The sequence below is a fragment of the Phenylobacterium sp. GW821-FHT12F10 genome (assembly GCF_058806695.1).
Map to the genome: position 1 here is coordinate 1,825,277 of NZ_JBXAPY010000001.1, position 16,883 is coordinate 1,842,159.

At 70.6% G+C, this 16,883-nt stretch carries 18 protein-coding genes; 9 read left to right on the forward strand and 9 right to left on the reverse strand.

Going from position 1 to position 16,883, the window contains the following annotated elements:
• The first annotated feature begins 123 nt into the window (after nt 1-123).
• The 6 genes from lptF to rsmA all read left to right on the forward strand — a co-directional run bounded on the left by lptF (nt 124) and on the right by rsmA (nt 7,967).
• On the forward strand, nt 124-1,260 hold the full coding sequence (gene lptF / locus AC1RN5_RS09180; RefSeq protein ID WP_493040886.1) for an LPS export ABC transporter permease LptF: 1,137 nt from the start codon (nt 124-126) through the stop codon (nt 1,258-1,260).
• Nucleotides 1,257-2,360 carry an LptF/LptG family permease gene (locus tag AC1RN5_RS09185; RefSeq protein ID WP_421931284.1) on the forward strand — a complete coding sequence of 368 codons (1,104 nt, stop codon included), beginning with the start codon at nt 1,257-1,259 and terminating at the stop codon, nt 2,358-2,360. The genes lptF and AC1RN5_RS09185 overlap by 4 nt, the downstream gene beginning before the upstream one ends.
• Before the next feature lie 61 nt (nt 2,361-2,421).
• On the forward strand, nt 2,422-4,704 hold the full coding sequence (locus AC1RN5_RS09190; RefSeq protein WP_493040887.1) for an LPS-assembly protein LptD: 2,283 nt from the start codon (nt 2,422-2,424) through the stop codon (nt 4,702-4,704).
• Between the two features lie 70 nt (nt 4,705-4,774).
• Complete coding sequence (locus tag AC1RN5_RS09195) at nt 4,775-6,136, forward strand: peptidylprolyl isomerase (RefSeq protein ID WP_493040888.1); 1,362 nt, start codon at nt 4,775-4,777, stop codon at nt 6,134-6,136.
• On the forward strand, nt 6,133-7,140 hold the full coding sequence (gene pdxA / locus AC1RN5_RS09200) for a 4-hydroxythreonine-4-phosphate dehydrogenase PdxA (protein ID WP_493040889.1): 1,008 nt from the start codon (nt 6,133-6,135) through the stop codon (nt 7,138-7,140). Before AC1RN5_RS09195 ends, pdxA begins: the two co-directional genes overlap by 4 nt.
• Before the next feature lie 11 nt (nt 7,141-7,151).
• Nucleotides 7,152-7,967, forward strand: coding sequence for a 16S rRNA (adenine(1518)-N(6)/adenine(1519)-N(6))-dimethyltransferase RsmA (rsmA, locus tag AC1RN5_RS09205; protein WP_493040890.1), 816 nt, complete (start codon nt 7,152-7,154; stop codon nt 7,965-7,967).
• Here the strand turns inward: rsmA and AC1RN5_RS09210 are convergent.
• From AC1RN5_RS09210 to AC1RN5_RS09235, 6 genes are all read right to left on the reverse strand, one after another.
• Nucleotides 7,964-8,521 carry a hypothetical protein gene (locus AC1RN5_RS09210; protein WP_493040891.1) on the reverse strand — a complete coding sequence of 186 codons (558 nt, stop codon included), beginning with the start codon at nt 8,519-8,521 and terminating at the stop codon, nt 7,964-7,966. The genes rsmA and AC1RN5_RS09210 overlap by 4 nt on opposite strands.
• Nucleotides 8,522-8,588: 67 nt before the next feature.
• Nucleotides 8,589-9,356 (reverse strand): sulfite exporter TauE/SafE family protein, encoded by a 768-nt coding sequence (locus AC1RN5_RS09215; RefSeq protein ID WP_493040892.1) that lies wholly within the window; start codon nt 9,354-9,356, stop codon nt 8,589-8,591.
• On the reverse strand, nt 9,353-9,571 hold the full coding sequence (locus AC1RN5_RS09220; protein WP_493040893.1) for a hypothetical protein: 219 nt from the start codon (nt 9,569-9,571) through the stop codon (nt 9,353-9,355). Before AC1RN5_RS09220 ends, AC1RN5_RS09215 begins: the two co-directional genes overlap by 4 nt.
• Nucleotides 9,568-10,014 carry an SRPBCC family protein gene (locus tag AC1RN5_RS09225; protein WP_493040894.1) on the reverse strand — a complete coding sequence of 149 codons (447 nt, stop codon included), beginning with the start codon at nt 10,012-10,014 and terminating at the stop codon, nt 9,568-9,570. The genes AC1RN5_RS09220 and AC1RN5_RS09225 overlap by 4 nt, the downstream gene beginning before the upstream one ends.
• Nucleotides 10,014-10,196: a DUF3606 domain-containing protein gene (locus tag AC1RN5_RS09230; RefSeq protein WP_304783446.1), complete on the reverse strand. Its 183-nt coding sequence runs from the start codon at nt 10,194-10,196 to the stop codon at nt 10,014-10,016. The genes AC1RN5_RS09225 and AC1RN5_RS09230 overlap by 1 nt, the downstream gene beginning before the upstream one ends.
• A 61-nt stretch (nt 10,197-10,257) precedes the next feature.
• A complete protein-coding gene (locus AC1RN5_RS09235; protein WP_493040895.1) occupies nt 10,258-10,773 on the reverse strand; it encodes a hypothetical protein in 516 nt (171 codons plus the stop codon).
• Between the two features lie 147 nt (nt 10,774-10,920).
• On the opposite strand from AC1RN5_RS09235, the gene AC1RN5_RS09240 reads away from it, so the two are divergent.
• Nucleotides 10,921-12,186, forward strand: coding sequence for an MgtC/SapB family protein (locus AC1RN5_RS09240; protein WP_493040896.1), 1,266 nt, complete (start codon nt 10,921-10,923; stop codon nt 12,184-12,186).
• Between the two features lie 162 nt (nt 12,187-12,348).
• Entirely contained in the window at nt 12,349-13,413 is a 1,065-nt protein-coding gene (locus AC1RN5_RS09245; RefSeq protein ID WP_493040897.1) for a DMT family transporter, read from the forward strand.
• A gap of 151 nt (nt 13,414-13,564) precedes the next feature.
• On the opposite strand, the gene AC1RN5_RS09250 is transcribed toward AC1RN5_RS09245, so the two are convergent.
• On the reverse strand, nt 13,565-14,308 hold the full coding sequence (locus AC1RN5_RS09250) for a terminase small subunit-like protein (RefSeq protein WP_493040898.1): 744 nt from the start codon (nt 14,306-14,308) through the stop codon (nt 13,565-13,567).
• Nucleotides 14,309-14,585: 277 nt separating this feature from the next.
• Between AC1RN5_RS09250 and AC1RN5_RS09255 the strand changes: the two genes are divergently transcribed.
• Nucleotides 14,586-14,882, forward strand: a complete 297-nt coding sequence (locus tag AC1RN5_RS09255) for a GIY-YIG nuclease family protein (protein ID WP_493040899.1) — start codon at nt 14,586-14,588, stop codon at nt 14,880-14,882.
• A gap of 366 nt (nt 14,883-15,248) precedes the next feature.
• On the opposite strand, the gene gmk is transcribed toward AC1RN5_RS09255, so the two are convergent.
• Together gmk and AC1RN5_RS09265 are read right to left on the reverse strand one after the other, a co-directional pair.
• Nucleotides 15,249-15,902: a guanylate kinase gene (gmk, locus tag AC1RN5_RS09260; protein WP_493040900.1), complete on the reverse strand. Its 654-nt coding sequence runs from the start codon at nt 15,900-15,902 to the stop codon at nt 15,249-15,251.
• 3 nt (nt 15,903-15,905) lie between these two features.
• On the reverse strand, nt 15,906-16,790 hold the full coding sequence (locus AC1RN5_RS09265) for a YicC/YloC family endoribonuclease (protein WP_493040901.1): 885 nt from the start codon (nt 16,788-16,790) through the stop codon (nt 15,906-15,908).
• Nucleotides 16,791-16,883: the final 93 nt, after the last annotated feature.

Here is a 16,883-nt window from a genome sequence, read left to right on the forward strand (position 1 = left end):
GCCCTGAATCCTTCCCAGCCTCGCCGTTCGTGCGGCGGTTGTGTGGCGGGGCGACGCATGGTTTAGAGCAGCTTCCCGTTCCGGGCGCGGCAAATATCTTGGCCTGCCCTATATTTCTTGCCGATGCGCCTGATCGATCGATACCTGCTTCGTCAGCTCTTGGGACCGACCGTCTTCGCGACGCTCGCGCTGACCGCTGTCGCCCTGCTGTCCACCAGCCTGTCGCAGCTCGACATCATCGTCAGCCAGCGCCAGAGCGCGCTGGTCTTCCTGGAGGTGACCCTGCTGGCCATGCCGCAGCTCATCAACATGGTCATGCCCATCGCCCTGCTGGTGGCCGCCCTGGTGGCCCTGAACCGCCTGCACGTGGAGCAGGAGATCGTCGTCTGCTTCGCCGGCGGCATGAGCCGCTGGCGGGTCATCGCGCCGGCCCTGCGCCTGGCCGGCGTCGTCACCCTCATCGCGCTGTTCATGAACCTCTGGGTCCAGCCCGCCGCCTCGCGCCAGATGCGCGAGACCCTGTTCCAGGTGCGCACGGACCTGGCCTCCACCCTGGTGCGGGAGGGCGAGTTCACCGAGCCCGCCCCCGGCCTGACCGTCTACGCCCAGTCGGTGGACAATGGCGGCCTGATCCACAACCTGTTCATCCACCAGACCAAGAGCGACGGCGGGGCCACCACCTACACCGCCGACGAGGGCCGAGTGGTCAAGCGCGGCGACAAGCCGGTGTTGCTGATGCGCAAGGGCTCCAACCAGGAGTTCAGCCGGACCGGGGTGCTGAACTTCCTGTCCTTCGACGAATACGTCTTCGACCTGTCGCGCTACCTGCAGTCCGACGAAATGGTCCACTACAAGCCCTCGGACCGCTACCTGCACGAACTGCTGTTCCCCGACCTGCAGCAGGTCTGGGAAAAGCAGAACCGCAACAAGCTGCTGGCCGAGGGCGCCGCGCGCCTGTCGACCCCGCTCTACAACCTCACCTTCATGAGCTTCGCCCTCCTGGCCATCATCGGCGGCGGCTTCTCGCGCCTGGGCTATGGCCGGCGCATCGCCACCGTGGCGGGCCTGGCCGTGGCCGTCCGCATCCTGGGCTTCGTCGTCCAGGCCGGCAGCGAGTCCGAGCCCTGGCTGAACCTCGTCCAGTTCGCCGTGCCCCTGGGCGCCATGGGCCTGGCCCTGCGCGGCATCTTCAAGCAGCGGGTCAGCCGCTTCATCGACATGCGCCTGCGTCCGGCCCGCATCGCCCAGGCCGCCGCATGATCGGAACCGGCCGCCTCGAACGCTACGTCCTGGTCCGCACCTTCACCGGCGTCGGCGCGGCGCTCGCCGTCATCTCGGCGGTGATCCTGCTGGTGCAGTTCGTCGACCTGTCGCGGTCGGTGGGGGTGCGCGCCGATGTCGGGGTCGCCCAGCTGTTCGGCCTGACCCTGCTCAAGGCGCCGGCCCTGATCCTGCTGTTGCTGCCCTTCGTCTTCCTGGCCGGCGGCATCAGCGCCTATGTGGGGCTCAACCGCTCCAGCGAGCTGGTGGCCATGCGCGCGGCCGGCATCTCGGCCTGGCGCTTCATCCTGCCCTCCGGCGTCGCGGCCTTCCTGGCCGGCGTCGTGGCGGTCACCGCCTTCAATCCCCTGGCCTCGGCCTTCAGCGCCCGCTTCGAGGCCGACCGCGCCAGCCTGATGGAGAACTACCTCACCGACGCCCCCAAGGAGGTCTGGCTGCGCCAGGGGGACGATCGCAACCAGATCGTCATCCACGCCAAGGCCCGCGACGTCGTGGCCGGCCGGGTGCGGCTCAAGGGCGTCTCCCTGTTCGTCTACCAGAAGAACAAGGCCGGCCTGCCCGAGTTCAAGCGCCGGCTGGAGGCCGCCCAGGCCGAGCTGCTGCCGGGCTTCTGGAAGCTCACCGACGTGCGCGAGGCCACCGCCGGCGAAAGCTCGGTGCGCTCCGACTCGCTGTCGATTCGCTCCACCCTGGATTCCGAATCGGCCATGGAGCGGTTCGCCTCCCCCGAGGCCATCGCCTTCTGGCGGCTGCCCGCCGCCATCCGCCTGACCGAACAGGCCGGCTTCTCCGCCGACGGCTATCGCCTGCGCTTCCAGCAGCTCCTGGCCACGCCCCTGCTGTTTGCGGCCATGTCGGTGCTGGCGGCGGCCTTTTCCCTGCGCCTGGCCCGTCTCGGCGGCCTGGCGAGCCTCGCCGGCGCCGGCGTGGCCATCGGTTTCATCTTCTTTTTCTTCAACGAATTCTCCGGCGCGCTCGCCGATGCGGAGATCATCCCGCTCTATGCGGCCGCCTGGGCGCCGCCCTTGGTCGCGCTCCTGTCCGGGCTGACTTTGCTCTGCTACACCGAAGACGGTTGAATCGTTGGCGTTCCCGGCTATCAGTCCGCCAACAACCGCCTGGAGGGGGTTTCCTAGCTTCATGAGTCGTGGTCGCCGTTCCGTCTCCGTAAAGCGCGGCCTGCTGGCGAGCGTGGCGGTCATCGTCGTGGCGATGTCCGCGCAGGCGCATGCCCAGACGCCGGGCGGCAAGGTCGCCGTCGACGGGCTCGAGCCCGGTCAGCTCTACATGGAAGCCGACCTCGTCATCCGCGACGACAAGAACAAGATCACCACCGCCCGCGGCCAGGCCGAGGTCCGCTACGAGGGCCGCACCCTGCGGGCCGACGAGCTCGTCTATGACGAGGTCCGCGGCGTGATGACCGCCAAGGGCCAGGTCCAGATCATCAACGCCGACGGCAGCATCGAATATGCCGACGAGCTGGTGCTGGACGACGCCATGAAGGCCGGGGTCGCCACGGGCTTCGCCGCCCGCCTGGCCCCCAGCATCAAGCTGGCCGCCGCCACCGCCGTCCGGCGCAGCGAGCGGGTCAACGAACTGAACCGCGCGATCTACACCCCCTGCGAGATCTGCGCCGCCGACGGCTCGCCCAAGACCCCCACCTGGTCCATCAAGGCCGACAAGGTGGTCCAGGACCGCGACCGGCAGCTGATCTACTACCGCAACGCCGTGATCCGCATCTTCGGCGCCCCGGTGCTCTATCTGCCGCTGTTCTGGCATCCCGACCCGCAGGCGGTGCGCAAGTCCGGCTTCCTGCCGCCCAAGCTCGGCGCCTCGAACCGCCGGGGCCTCAGCTATGAGCAGCCCTATCTGCAGGTTCTCTCGCCGTCTTCGGATATCACGCTAAGTCCTCAGATTAACACGAAAGTTAACCCGTTCTTCAACGGGCACTACCGCAAGCGGTTCTACTCCGGGGCCGTCGATGCGCGGTTCGGCTACACCTACGACGAGGACTTCGACGGCAAGGGCAACCGCTTCGGCGACGCCACCAGCCGCAGCTACGTCCTGGCCGCGGGCCAGTTCGCCATAGACGAGCGCTGGAACTGGGGCTTCACCGCCGAGCGCACCTCCGACGACCTGCTGTTCGACAAGTACGAGATCGGCGACGTCTACACCGCCCGCGGCCCCTATGTGGCCGACGACCGCCGCCTGATCTCCCAGCTCTACGCCACCCGCCAGGACCAGCGGTCCTACTTCTCGGCCGCGGCCTTCTCCATCCAGGGTTTGCGGCCCGGCGACAACGACCGCACCTTCCCCATCGTCGGCCCGCTGATCGAGGCCCGCTGGGAGCCCGAGACCAACATCGCCGGCGGCCGCCTGCGCCTGCTGGGGTCGGCCGTGGCCCTCACCCGCGACCAGTCGCCGGTCGGCGCCCCGCCCCTGCGCCTGGCGGGCCTCGACAGCCGCCGCGTCACCGGCGAGGCCGACTGGCGCGCCACCTACACCGCCCCCGCCGGCATAAGGGTTTCGCCCTTCCTGAACCTGCGCGGCGACGCCTACAGCCTCGACGACCTGAACACCGTCAAGGGCGCCTCCAAGACCCTGTCGCGGGGCCTCGCCGTGGCCGGCGCCGACATCACCTGGCCCTTCGTGCGCCGGTTCTCCGATTCCACCGTGATCCTGGAGCCCATCGTCCAGATCGCCGCCTCCCCCAACGCCCGTCAGGTGGTGGTGGGAACCAGCACCACGGGCGCGCCGGTCTATCTCAACGAGGACTCCGTCGCCTTCGAGTTCGACGAGACCAACCTCTTCCGGGCCAACAAATTCCCCGGCTACGACCTCTACGAGGACGGCGTGCGGGTGAACGCCGGTGGCCGCGCCTCGGTGTTCTGGGACGACGGGCGCCGCGCCAGCCTGCTGGTGGGCCGCAGCTTCCGCAACCAGAGCAACGACGTCTTCTCCACCCAGAGCGGCCTGCGCCAGACCTCCTCCGACTGGATCGTCGCCGCCGACGCCCAGCCCATCAAAGGCCTCTCATTCTTCGCCCGTACGCGATTGGATTCAGACGACTTTACGGTCCAGCGGGCGGAAGCCGGCGCCAACCTCTCGATGAAGCGGGCCAACGGCTATTTCCGCTACCTGCGCGACCGCGCCAACGCCAACGGCGTCAAGGTCGAGAACCTCGATCTCGGCGGCGACCTCTACCTCACCAAGCACTGGGGCCTGACGGCCTACGGCAACCGCGACCTGGTCCAGGACGCCTGGGTGATCCGCGACCTCGGCGTCACCTACCGCGACGACTGCACCCGCGTGGACATCATCTATCGGCGGGAAGACACCGTGGTGGGCCGCCTTGGCCCCACCGAGTCCATCGCCATACGCCTCACCCTCGCCACATTGGGCGGTCCGTTGTATGCGAACTGAAATTCGCCACCGAAATGGCCCTTCGCACCGAGCTGCCCATGGCCATCGCCTCCAAGGAAACTCCTCACCCATGATGCGTGCGCGTAATGTCACGGGCCTTTCGGCGCGCGGCGCCGCCATGGCGATCGCCCTGGCCACCACGGCGATTCCCTCGGTCCTCTGGGCCCAGGAGGCGCCGCCGGCGGCCACCGCTCCGGTCGAGACCGCCGCCCCGGCCGCCCCGGTTCAACCCGCGGGGATCAACGAATCCGTCGCCGCCGTCGTCAATGACGACATCATCTCGACCTACGACCTGGCCCAGCGGATGCGCCTGCTGATCGCCACCTCGGGGGTCCAGCCGACGGCTCAGAACCTGCCCCAGTTCCAGCGCGAGGCCCTGGTGGGCCTGGTGGACGAGCGCCTCCAGCTGCAGGAGCTGCGTCGCGTCGAGCGCGACCAGAAGATGGAGATCATCGCCACCGACGACGAGGTCACCGAGGAACTGGCCGACATGGCCAAGGGCAACAACATGTCGCTCGAGCAGTTCCTGGGCAACCTCAAGGCCCAGGGCATCGGCGAGGAGACCCTGCGCCAGGAGGTCCGCGCCAACACCAGCTGGCAGCGCTGGATCCGCGGCCGCTACGGCTCTCGCCTGCGCATCGGCGACGACCAGGTGAAGGCCGTCCAGCAGCGTCTCGCCGCCGCGGCGTCCAAGCCCCAGTACCAGATCAGCGAAGTCTTCATCGACGCCAACCGCGTCGGTGGCATGGAGACCGCCATGACCGGCGCCGGCCAGCTCATCACCCAGATGCAGCAGGGCGCGCCCTTCCCCGCCGTGGCCCGCCAGTTCTCCGCGGCCGCCACCGCCGCGGCCGGCGGCGACGCCGGCTGGATCACCGCTGGCGAAATGGCGCCCGAGGTCGATGCGGCCCTGGAGCAGATGCGCCCCGGCCAGCTCTCGCGCCCGATCCAGGTCAAGGACGGGGTCTATATCATCTACCTCCGCGACAAGCGGGCCGGCGCCGGCGGCATGATGGTCAGCCTCAAGCAGGCCGCCGTCGGCCTGCCCCAGACCGCCGACCAGAGCGCCGTGGAGGCCGCCAATGCCAAGCTGGTGGCCCTGCGCGCCCAGGTGACCGGCTGCGGCGACCTGGAGGCCCAGGCCGCCAAGGTGCCCGGCGTCGTCGCCGGCGACCTCGGCGAGGCTGAGATCAAGGATCTGGCGCCTGCCTTCCGCGAGGCCGCCGAAAGCCTCGAGGCCGGACAATTGTCCCAGCCGATCCGCACCAGCGCCGGCCTTCACCTGCTGGCCGTCTGCGCCAAGCGCGCCAGCGGCGGCGAGGGTCAGTCCAAGGAGCAGATCGAGAACCGCCTGTTCGGTCAGCAACTGAGCATGATCGCCCGGCGTTACATGCGTGACCTTAGGAATTCGGCGACCATCGAGACCAAGTGAAGACAGGCCCCCTCGCCCTGACGCTCGGCGATCCCGCCGGGATCGGACCGGAGATCATCGTCAAGGCTTGGGCGCAGCTGCGCCAGTCGGGGCCGGCCTTCCTTGTGGTCGGCGACAGCCAGTCCCTGGCCTCGGCCTCCGGCTCGGGCGCGGCCATCGTGCGCCGGGTGATCTCACCCGACGAGGCCGCCCGGGTCTTCCCCGACGCCATCCCCGTCCTCGACATCCCCCTGCGCGCGCCGGTGGTCTCCGGCCAGCCCACCGCGGCGGCGGCCAAGTCGGTGATCCAGTGGATCGAGACCGGCGTCGGCCTGGCCCTCTCCGGCCAGGTCTGCGGCCTGGTCACCGCCCCCATCGCCAAGGCTCCCCTCTACGAGGCCGGCTTCGCCTTCCCCGGCCATACCGAGTTCCTGGGGGAGCTCACCCAGTCCACCCGCTATGACGGGGCCCGCGGGCCGATCATGATGCTGGCCGTGCCCGGCCTGCGCACCACCCTGGTCACCGTCCACGAGCCCCTCGCCAAGGTGTCGGCGGCGCTCACCATCGAGAAGGTGGTGAACGCCGGCCTGGTGACGGCCCAGGCCCTGCGCCGCGACTTCGGGATCGAGGTTCCCCGCCTGGCCGTGGCCGGCCTCAATCCCCATGCGGGCGAGAGCGGGACCATCGGGCGCGAGGAGCACGAGATCATCGCCCCGGCCATCCGCGCCCTGCGCGACCTCGGCGTCGACGCCGTCGGCCCCACCCCGGCCGACAGCCTGTTCCCCGAGGAGATGCGCGCCCGCTATGACGCGGCGCTGTGCATGTATCACGATCAGGCGCTTATCCCCGTGAAGATGCTCGACTTCTGGGGCGGCGTTAATGTGACCCTGGGCCTGCCGATCGTGCGCACCTCGCCCGATCACGGCACCGCCTTCGACATCGCCGGACGTGGCCTGGCCCGCGCCGACAGCCTGGTGGCCGCCATCCGCATGGCCGACGAGATCGCCACCCGCCGCGCGGCCTGATAGGCAGGGCCATGACCCTCGACGACCTCCCGCCCCTGCACGACACCCTCGACGCGCACGGCCTGATCGCCAAGAAGAGCTTCGGCCAGCACTTCCTCTTCGACCTCAACATCACCCGTAAGATCGCCCGCCTGGCCGACGTCCATCAGGGCGACCACGTCATCGAGGTCGGCCCCGGCCCCGGCGGCCTGACCCGCGCCCTGCTGGAGACCGGCGCCCAGGTCACCGCCATCGAGAAGGACCCGCGCTTCCTGCCCCTGCTGGAGGAGCTCACCGCCGTCAGCGGCGGCGCCCTCACCGTACATCTCGAGGACGCCCTCACCGCCGACGAGGCCGCCCTGGCGGCGGGTCGCCCGACGGCGATCGTCTCCAACCTGCCCTACAATGTCGGCACGCCCCTGCTCATCAAGTGGCTGACCGGGCCGTTCACGCCTGCCTCCCTCACCCTGATGTTCCAGAAGGAAGTGGCCGAGCGGATCGTCGCCGCCCCGGGCTCGGACGCCTATGGCCGCCTGGCGGTGATCGCCCAGGCCACCGCAGAGGCCAAGCTGGTGATGGAGGTCTCGCCCAGGGCCTTCACCCCGCCGCCCAAGGTCACCTCGGCCGTGGTCCGGCTGGTCCCGCACGCGACGCGCCTGGACCAGGCCCTGCTGAACGCCCTGCAGACGATCACCGCCGCGGCCTTCGGCCAGCGCCGCAAGATGCTCCGCTCCAGCCTCAAGCAGCTGGGCGGCGAGAGCCTCTGTGAAAAGACCGGCATCGATCCCTCACGGCGGGCCGAGACCCTGGACGTCGAGGAATTCCTGAACCTGGCCCGCGCGATCTAGCGGGGGTCGAGGAGCGGCGCGCCCAGCCCGCAGCCCTCCGGACCACGCCCGCGGCCGTCATGCCAGCTCGGCCCGCGACGCCCCGCGCAGGCGGTCTCCGGGTCGGTCGCCGCGCCGCTGGAGGAATAGGACAGGCCGATGGACTGGCGGTCGCCGGCGCCATAGCCGCCGTAGCCGCCATAGCCGCCGTATCCGTAGCCGCCGAACCGCGCGTTGCGGCTCTCGCTGACGGCGATGGCCAGGGTTCCGGTCTCGCCGACGGGGATCAGGCTCATGGCGTAGGCGCTGCGATAGCCGCCGGTGCCCACCGCGATCCCCACCTCGCCATGCACCTGGCGCTTGCCCGTCCCGGGCGTGATCCCGTCCACCCCCTCGTCCTCGAGGCTGGGGGGCGGCGCGGACCTGATGAACTGGTCGATCTGGGCGGCGGTGGAGAGCTCCGCGGCCGGCGCCGGGGTGGCCGAGGCCGTGGCGACCGCCTCCTGCGCCCGCGCGCCGCCCGCCGCCAACAGGGCCGAAAGCGCCAGGCCGGCGGTCCAGGATCGTGGCGTCATGGGAAAGCTCCTTCGTCCCCAAGCTCGCCCGCGATTGCGGCGCGCTGAGGGCCCGACGGTTTCAGTCCTATCGCAAAAGCGAGATCGCGCCATCCCAGGCGAGCTTGCCCCCCACCCCGATCAGCAGCAGGTAGATCACCCGGTAGAAGGCGGCGCCCGGCACCCGCCGCACCAGCCACACCCCGGCCCAGGTCGAGGCGATGGCCAGCGGCAGCAGGGCGACGGAGGTGGCCAGGCTCTGGTGGGTGAACTGGCCCAGCGCCAGATAGGCCGGCACCTTCATCCAGTTCACCACCGCGAAGAAGATGGCGCTGGTGCCGATGAAGACGTCGCGCTCCAGCCTCTTGGGCAGGACGTACATCTGGAAGGGCGGCCCGCCGGCGTGGCTGATCTGGCTGGTGAAGCCCGCGGCGATCCCCGCCAGCACGCCGCGCCAGGGCAGACCCTCGGGCCGCGCCTCCGCCGCCGGCGCCGCCGCCCGCTCCAGCCACAGCCGCTGCAGCGCGAAGACCACGCTCACTGCCCCCACCGCCAGCTCCACCGCCCCCGGCTTGACGAAGGCGGCCAGGGCGAATCCCGCGAAAATCCCCACCGCCGCGCTGGGCAGCATCAGGACCAGGATCCTCCGATCCCAGGTCCTGCGGAACGCCCAGACGCTGACCACGTCCTGGACGATCAGGATCGGCAGGGTGATGGAGGCGGCCAACACCGGCGAAACCGCCAGCGCCATCAGCGGCACCGCGATCACCCCGATCCCCGCGAACCCGCCCTTGGCCAGGCCCAGGATGATCACCGCCGGAACCGCCAGGGCGTAGAACCACGGGTCGGTGATCATCGCCGCCGGCCGCTCTGGTCCGATCCGGTGACGACGTCCGTCCCCGGCCCCCCGTCGCGGATGGTCTTGTCGCGATAGATCACCGCCCCGATCAGGTTGGGCTTGCGGCGAATGGCGGCGCAGAAGTCGTCCCAGTGCTCGCTGGGAACCCACAGGCAGGGGGAACGCGGATCCTCGTCGATGGCCAGGTCCACCAGGTCCTTGACCCCCATCATCCCAGGGCGGCCACGCGGGCGGCCAGCGCCGTGTTCACCGCCTCATAGGCCGGGACGAAGTCGCGGGCGATCTGGGCCTTGGAGAAGGTCATGGGGATCAGGCCCCTCAGGTCCTCGCCGTGCCGCACCCGCGTGCCGCCGGCCTCCGGCGACAGGGTGAAGTGATGCCGGCCCTTGAACAGCAGGGGGACCGTCCCGGCCCAGGCCAGGCTCCGGCCGGGCTCGCAGGCCACGAGGGTCACGGTCTGGGAGATGGTCGCGCCCGGCGTCTTCGAGGCCAGGTTGCGGAACACCATGGGGATCTTGGCCCCCAGCACGGCCTCGCCATGGGCCTCCAGGTTCAGCGGGTTCCACGCGCCATAGCGTTCGAAATCGGCGAGCACCGCCCACACCGCCTCCGGCGCCGCGGCGATCAGGGCCTCGGTGCGGATCAGGTGGCCCATCAGCGCTTCTTGCCCAGCTCGACGGCGATGTCCTTCACCATCATCCCCACCTTGCGATAGGCGCTGATGATCTGGTCGTGGGTCACCCCCCAGCGCTTGGCCCAGTATTCCACCTGGTGGCGCTCCTTGGGATCGAGCCGCGGCGAGTCGCGGAAGTCCCGCTTGCCCTTGGGTTCGGCCATGTCAGCTCCTTGCATCGGAGCCCCTGGATTGTCACCGTCCCAGGCCTGGGGCAAGTCCCCGTCAGGCCGCCGGGCAGGCCAGGCCCAGCCGCACGCCCTTCAGGTAGCCGCGCCGCGCCGTGGCCGCCAGGATGGCCTCCCGCAGCTCGCGGTCCAGCTTGCCGGCCTGGGTCAACAGTCGCAGCACCCAGCGATAGGGGATGGCCCCGCGCACCGCGCCGACGATCGCCCGGTCGGCCGCCCGTCCCATGGCCCCGGACCGGGTCTCGACCGCCGCCAGCACGTCGACATCGGGGCCCAGCAGGTCGTCGAGCTGCCTGATCTCCTGGGCCATGGCCGCGCAGTCGGGGGGCGTGGGCAGCACATAGGGCGCGGCGGCCACCGCCTTCAGCTCCGGCGGGGTCACCGCCCCGGAGATCCCCAGCCCGCTCTCCCCGCCCCGCGTCATGGCGCTGGACCGCTGGCCGGCGGCGGCCGGCCGCTCGCTGGGCGGGGCCTTGGTGGAGGCGCAGCCCCCCGTCGCCAGGCCAAGGGCCAGGAGGGGGGCGAGGACGGCGCGGGGAAAGCTCTTGGTCATGGCGGTCACGGTCTCAACCCAGGGTGCGGGAAAGCTTGAGCGCGCAGCTCGCCCGGCGACCTGATTCAGATCAAGGCCCCGCGAGGTTCTGAGGCGAGGATCGCGGCCGCCTTGACCGCGCGCCGGGCTTGCCGCCTGACTGGGCCGATGGAGACGCCTATCGAAAACGATCTTCTGCTCCGCCTGGGTCTGGCCCTGGCCATCGGCCTGATCGTCGGCGTCGAGCGCGGCTGGCGCTGGCGCGACGAGCCCGGCGGCCACCGCACCGCCGGGGTGCGCACCTTCACCCTCATCGGCCTGCTGGGGGGTCTCTGCGGGGCCCTGTCGATCCTGGCGGGCAGCTTCGTCCCCTGGGTGGCGGGCCTGGCCGTCCTCACCGCGGCCTTCGCCGTCTTCAGCTACCGGGAGAGCGCCGCCGACGCCGATTTCAGCGTCACCAACGTGGTGGCGGCCATGACCGTCTTCGTCCTGGGCGTCCTGGCGGCCATGGGCGACCTGCGCGCCGCCGCCGCCGGCGGGGTGGCCACCGCCGGCCTGCTGGCCAGCCGCGAGACCCTGCACCGCGCCGTCGCACGCCTCAGCTGGATCGAGCTGCGCGCGGCCCTGCTGCTGCTGGCCATGACCGTGGTGGTCCTGCCCCTGCTGCCCAACCGCACCGTCGACCCGCTGAACGCCCTCAATCCCCACGAGCTCTGGCTGCTGATGATCCTCATCGCGGCGGTCTCCTACAGCGGCTACATCGCCCAGAAGGTGGCCGGCCCCGACCGCGGACCGCCGCTGGCCGGCCTGCTGGGGGGCCTGGCCTCCTCCACCGCCACGACGCTCGCCATGGCCCGCCTCAGCCGCCAGGCCGACGACGCCCGCGGTCTCGGCTCCGGGGTCTGCCTGGCGGCCATGGTCTCCCTGATCCGCGCCACGGTCCTGGCCGGGGTCCTGCAGCCGGCCCTGATCCCTCGGGTGGCCGCGCCCGCCGCCGCCGCCGCCCTGGTCTTCGCCGCCGCCGGCCTCCTGCCCCTGCTGCGTCCGGCCACAGGCGCCCCGGCCCGCCCCGACACCGTGCCCTTCGAGCTCTCCGCCGTCCTCGGCTTCGGCCTGCTGCTGATCGTCGTCACCTTCCTCGGCGCCTGGGTGACCCGGGAGGCGGGCGTCACCGGCGGATACCTGTTCGCCGTGGTCTCGGGCCTGGTGGACGTCGACGCCATCACCCTCTCCACCGCCCGCTCGGTGGCCCGCGGCGTCAGCCTCGACTTCGCCGCCGGCGCCATCCTGGCCGCCTTCGCCGCCAACGCCGTCCAGCGCGCCGTCTTCGCCCACCTGTTCGGCAGCCGCCCCTTCGCCCTGCGCTTCACCCTGGTCTCCGCCCTGGCCCTCGCCGCCGGCGCCGCCGCCTGGGGCGCGCAGGGGGTGCTGTAGCGACATTCCTCCTCTCCCCTTTCAAGGGGAGAGGTTGGGTGAGGGGATCGCGCCGATGCTCACCACCCAGCCGGACCGCCCCCCTCACCCTACCCTCACCCCCCGAAGAGACGGGGGGTGAGGAGTGTGGCCCTGCCCGCCCGGCGCCCCTAAGCTCCCCCCATGTCCACAAACCGCCCCGGCGTCCTGCTCGCCATCGCCTCGGCCGTCCTGTTCGGCGCCAGCACCCCCTTCGCCAAGCTGCTGTTGGGGGGCGGGGTCAGCCCCTGGCTGCTGGCCGGCCTGCTCTATCTCGGCTCGGGCCTGGGACTCACCATCGTCCACCTGGCCCGGGGCGCCCTGGGGGTCCCGGCCGCCGAGGCGCCCCTGCGCCGCGCCGACCTGCCGTGGCTGGCCCTGGTGGTGCTGAGCGGCGGGGTGGTGGGGCCGGTCCTGCTGATGGTGGGCCTGGCCACCACCGCGGCCTCCAGCGCCGCCCTGCTGCTGAACCTCGAGGGCCTGGCCACCATGGCCATCGCCTGGATCGTGTTCCGCGAGAACGTCGACCGCCGCCTGCTGCTGGGCGCCGCCGCCATCCTGGCCGGCGCCGTCATCCTGTCGTGGCAGGGCGGCCCGGCGGGCCTCGGCCTCGGCGCGCTCGCCATCAGCGGCGCCTGCCTGGCCTGGGGCATCGACAACAACCTGACCCGCAAGCTGAGCGCCGCCGACCCCGTGCAGATCGCCCTCATCAAGGGCCTGGCCGCCGGCGCCGTGAACCTCGCCCTGGCGCTCGCCCTCGGCGCCCACCTGCCGCCCCTGACCCAGACCCTGGGCGCCGGCCTCGTCGGCCTGCTGGGCTATGGCGTCAGCCTGGTCATGTTCGTGCTGGCCCTGCGCCATCTCGGCGCGGCCCGCACCGGCGCCTACTTCTCCACCGCCCCCTTCATCGGGGCGGTCCTGGCCATCGCCATGTTCGGCGAGCCCGTCACCCTGCAGCTCGTCGCCGCCTCGGTCCTGATGCTGATCGGCGTGGCCATGCACCTGATGGAGGCCCACGAGCACCCCCACACCCACGAGGCGATGAACCACGAACACCGCCACGTGCACGACGCCCACCACCAGCACCAGCACGCCCCGAACGACCCGCCCGGCGAACCCCACAGCCACCCCCACCGCCACGAGCCCCTGACCCACACCCACGCCCACTACCCCGACCTGCACCACCGGCACGGGCATGGGGCGGGGTGAGCGGCGGCATCATAAATCCGCTCATCCCGGCGAAGGCCGGGACCCAGATTCACCCGCCGAATTCCGGATCCCAGGCGCAGGCTGTGACCTAGGATCTGGCTCCCGGCCTTCGCCGGGACGAGCGGGAAATGTCGCGCCCCCTGCGCGGGATCTACCCCTCCAACGCCTTCGCCGCCTCGCCCCGGCTCATCCCCGGCAACCTCGGCGGGATCGGGTTCAGCGCCGAGACCTCCGGCAGGCTCATCCCCGCCGCCGTGACCATCGCCCGCAGCTTCTCCACCTCGTCCTCCAGGCTGAAGTCGCGGATCTGCACATTGAACACCGGCGCCTCCGGCTCCAGGTCCCGCTCGACCCGCGCCCCATAGACCCGCGGCGCCAGCTTGGCCGCCTGCCATTTCAGGGTGTCGATCCTAAGCTTCGCCACCGCCACCGACTTGGCCGTGGCCGCCTTGGCGATGGCGCGGGCCTCGTCGAACATCCGGTGGGCCTGGACCTGCCGCGCCTGCCCATAGCGCGCCGCGAACTCCGGATAGTCCGCCAGCCAGCGATAGACCGTGGCCGAGGACGGCAGGTCCGCCGCCGCGCACACCGCCTCCAGCCCCTGCGACCCCGCCGCCAGCCGCTCGCACACGGCGTCGGCCAGGGCCTCGTCGAACGCCACCGGCCGCACCCGGATCACCAGGGGCCGCGCCGCCATCACCGCGGCCCCGGCCGCGCGGGCGGCGTCCACCTTGGCCTTCAGATCCGGATACCGCTTCAGCCAGGCCCGCAGCGTGCTTTCGTGCGGCATCTCCGCCTCCCGGCACACCACGGCCAGCGGGTCGCCGCCCTCCAGCCGCAGACACACCTCCTCCACCACCGGGGCGACCTCGCCCCAGACCCGCTTCCGGCTCATGGAATTATCCTGAAATTGTTTGGCTAGCTCGGCCGCCGGACGCGCCGCGCGCAGTCCTCACCGATGGCGGAAATCTACCAAACTTGCGCGAAAACACAAGAACATTTAGGGAACATTTGGCGGGTGCAGCCCCCACTCCGCTCATCCCGGCGAAGGCCGGGACCCAGATTCATCCTCGGCGGTCGGGATTAATCCCCCAAATCCGACGGACATCCTGAGATCGCGGAGTGGGTTTCACCTGGATCCCGGCCTTCGCCGGGACGAGCGGAAGAGAGGCATGTTCTATACCTACATCCTCGCCAGCCAGCGGAACGGGACCCTCTACACCGGCTCCACGGACAACCTCGCCAAGCGGATCTTCCAACACCGCTCCAAGGCCAGGCCCGGCTTCACCGCCCAATACGGGGTCGACAAGCTGGTCTGGTTCCAGGCCTTCGAACGGCGCGAAAACGCCTTCCGCCGCGAACGCCAGATCAAGGAATGGCGGCGTGTGTGGAAGCTGCGATTGATCGAGGAAAGCAATCCCGACTGGAAAGACCTCGGTGACGACCTCAACAATCTACTGGTGCTCTAATTTCCGCTCATCCCGGCGAAGGCCGGGACCCAGATTCATCCCCAGCGTTCGGCGTCTATCCGCTCGATACGATGGATCATCTGAGATCGGAGTGGGTGTCACCTGGGTCCCGGCCTTCGCCGGGATGAGCGGGTTGGAGGTCGTCACCGCTGCGCCGTTGCTGAGACCTGCAACCGTCCGCTAGGCTTCAGCATGGAATTCGGTCCAATCGACTACGCTGGACTTTTTGCAGTCATCGTCGTGACCAGCCTTATCGGAAGGCCGGCCTACAAGCGCCATCGCTATGCGTTTTCGATCACCCTGATCCTGTTGGGTTCAAGCTTGCTTATGAGAGCCTGGTTGCGAAGCTGAGCCGGGCAGGAACGCCTACCCCTCCGCCAGCAACCCCTCGACAAACTCCGGCAGCCACGTATTCCGCCCCGGCTTCAGCCGCTCGGCCCGGTAGATGTGGCTGAGGTCGGCATAGGCCCGGTCGAAGTTCTTGTTCACGATCACATAGTCATAGGCGCCCCAGTGGGCGATCTCGTCCTTGCCCAGCAGCAGGCGGCTGGCGATCACCGCCTCGGAGTCCTGGGCCCGGGCGTGCAGCCGCCGCGACAGGTCCTCCCAGGAGGGCGGCAGGATGAACACCCGCACGCTGTCGGCAGGCGCCGCCTCGGCGATCTGCCCCGCCCCCTGCCAGTCGATGTCGAACAGCACGTCCTTGCCGGCGTCGAGGGCGGCCATCACCGCGGCCTTCGGGGTGCCGTAGAGGTTGCCGTTCACCTCGGCCCATTCCAGGAAGTGGTCCTGGGCGATCATCGCCTCGAATTTCGGGCGGTCGACGAAGAAGTACTCGCGCCCCTCCTCCTCGCCGGGCCGCGGGTCCCGCGTGGTGGCCGAGATCGAGAGCGTCAGGTCGCTGTTGTCCGACACCAGCCGCCGCGACAGCGAGGTCTTGCCCGCGCCGGCCGGGCTGGAGACCAGCAGCAGCAGGCCGCGCCGGGTGGTTTCCCAGGGCTTCGAATGGTCGTCGGTCATCGGCTATTCCACATTCTGCACCTGCTCGCGGAACTGCTCGATGGTGGCCTTCAGGTCCAGCCCCACCGTGGTCAGGCCCGGCAGGGCCGATTTCGAGCACAGGGTGTTGGCCTCGCGCATGAATTCCTGGGTCAGGAAGTCCAGCCGCCGTCCGGCCGGGCCCTCGCCCGCCATCAGGGTGCGGGCGGCCTCCACGTGGCCGGCCAGCCGGTCCAACTCCTCGCGGACATCGGCCTTCACGGCCAGGGCCGCGGCCTCCACCACGATGCGCTCGGCCACGCCGGGCGCGTCGGGCGCCAGCTCGTTCATCCGCCGCTCGAAGCGCTCCTTGATGGCGGCCGTCTGGCCCGCCGCCTCGGTCTCGGCCTGGACCACCAGGGCGGCGATCCGGTCGATCTGCCCGGCCAGCACCAGGGCCAGGGACGCCCCCTCCTCCCGCCGGTTGGCCAGCAGGGCGTCCAGGGCGGCGTTCAGGCTGGCGGCCATCGCCGCCTCGATTTCGGCCAGGGTCTCGGGATCGTCCACGGCCTCGCCGGTCTCGACCACGCCGCGCAGGGCCAGCAGCCCGTCCAGGCTCGGCGTCGCCGCCCGGCCCTCGGCCACATAGGGCGCGCCGGCCGCCAGATAGCGCTCCAGCTGTTCCAGGTTGATGGTGACCTTGCCGGCCGCGTCGCTGCGCTTGCCGGTGATCCCGATGGTGACATTGCCCCGCTGGAACCGCGCCTGGGCCGCGTCGCGGGCGGTGCGGTCCAGGGCCTCGAACCCGGGGACCCCGCGATAGCGGATCTCCAGGTTGCGCCCGTTCACCGAGCGCGCCTCCACCGACCAGCTCCAGTCATGGCTGGCGCCCTCGGCCCGGCCGAAGCCGGTCATGCCGGAGAGGGGCACTAGCGGGTCCTCAAGAAACAGGAGCCACGAACCTCACGAACGAACAAATCCGTGTCATCCCGGAAAGCCCGCAGGGCTTGTCCGGGACCCAGA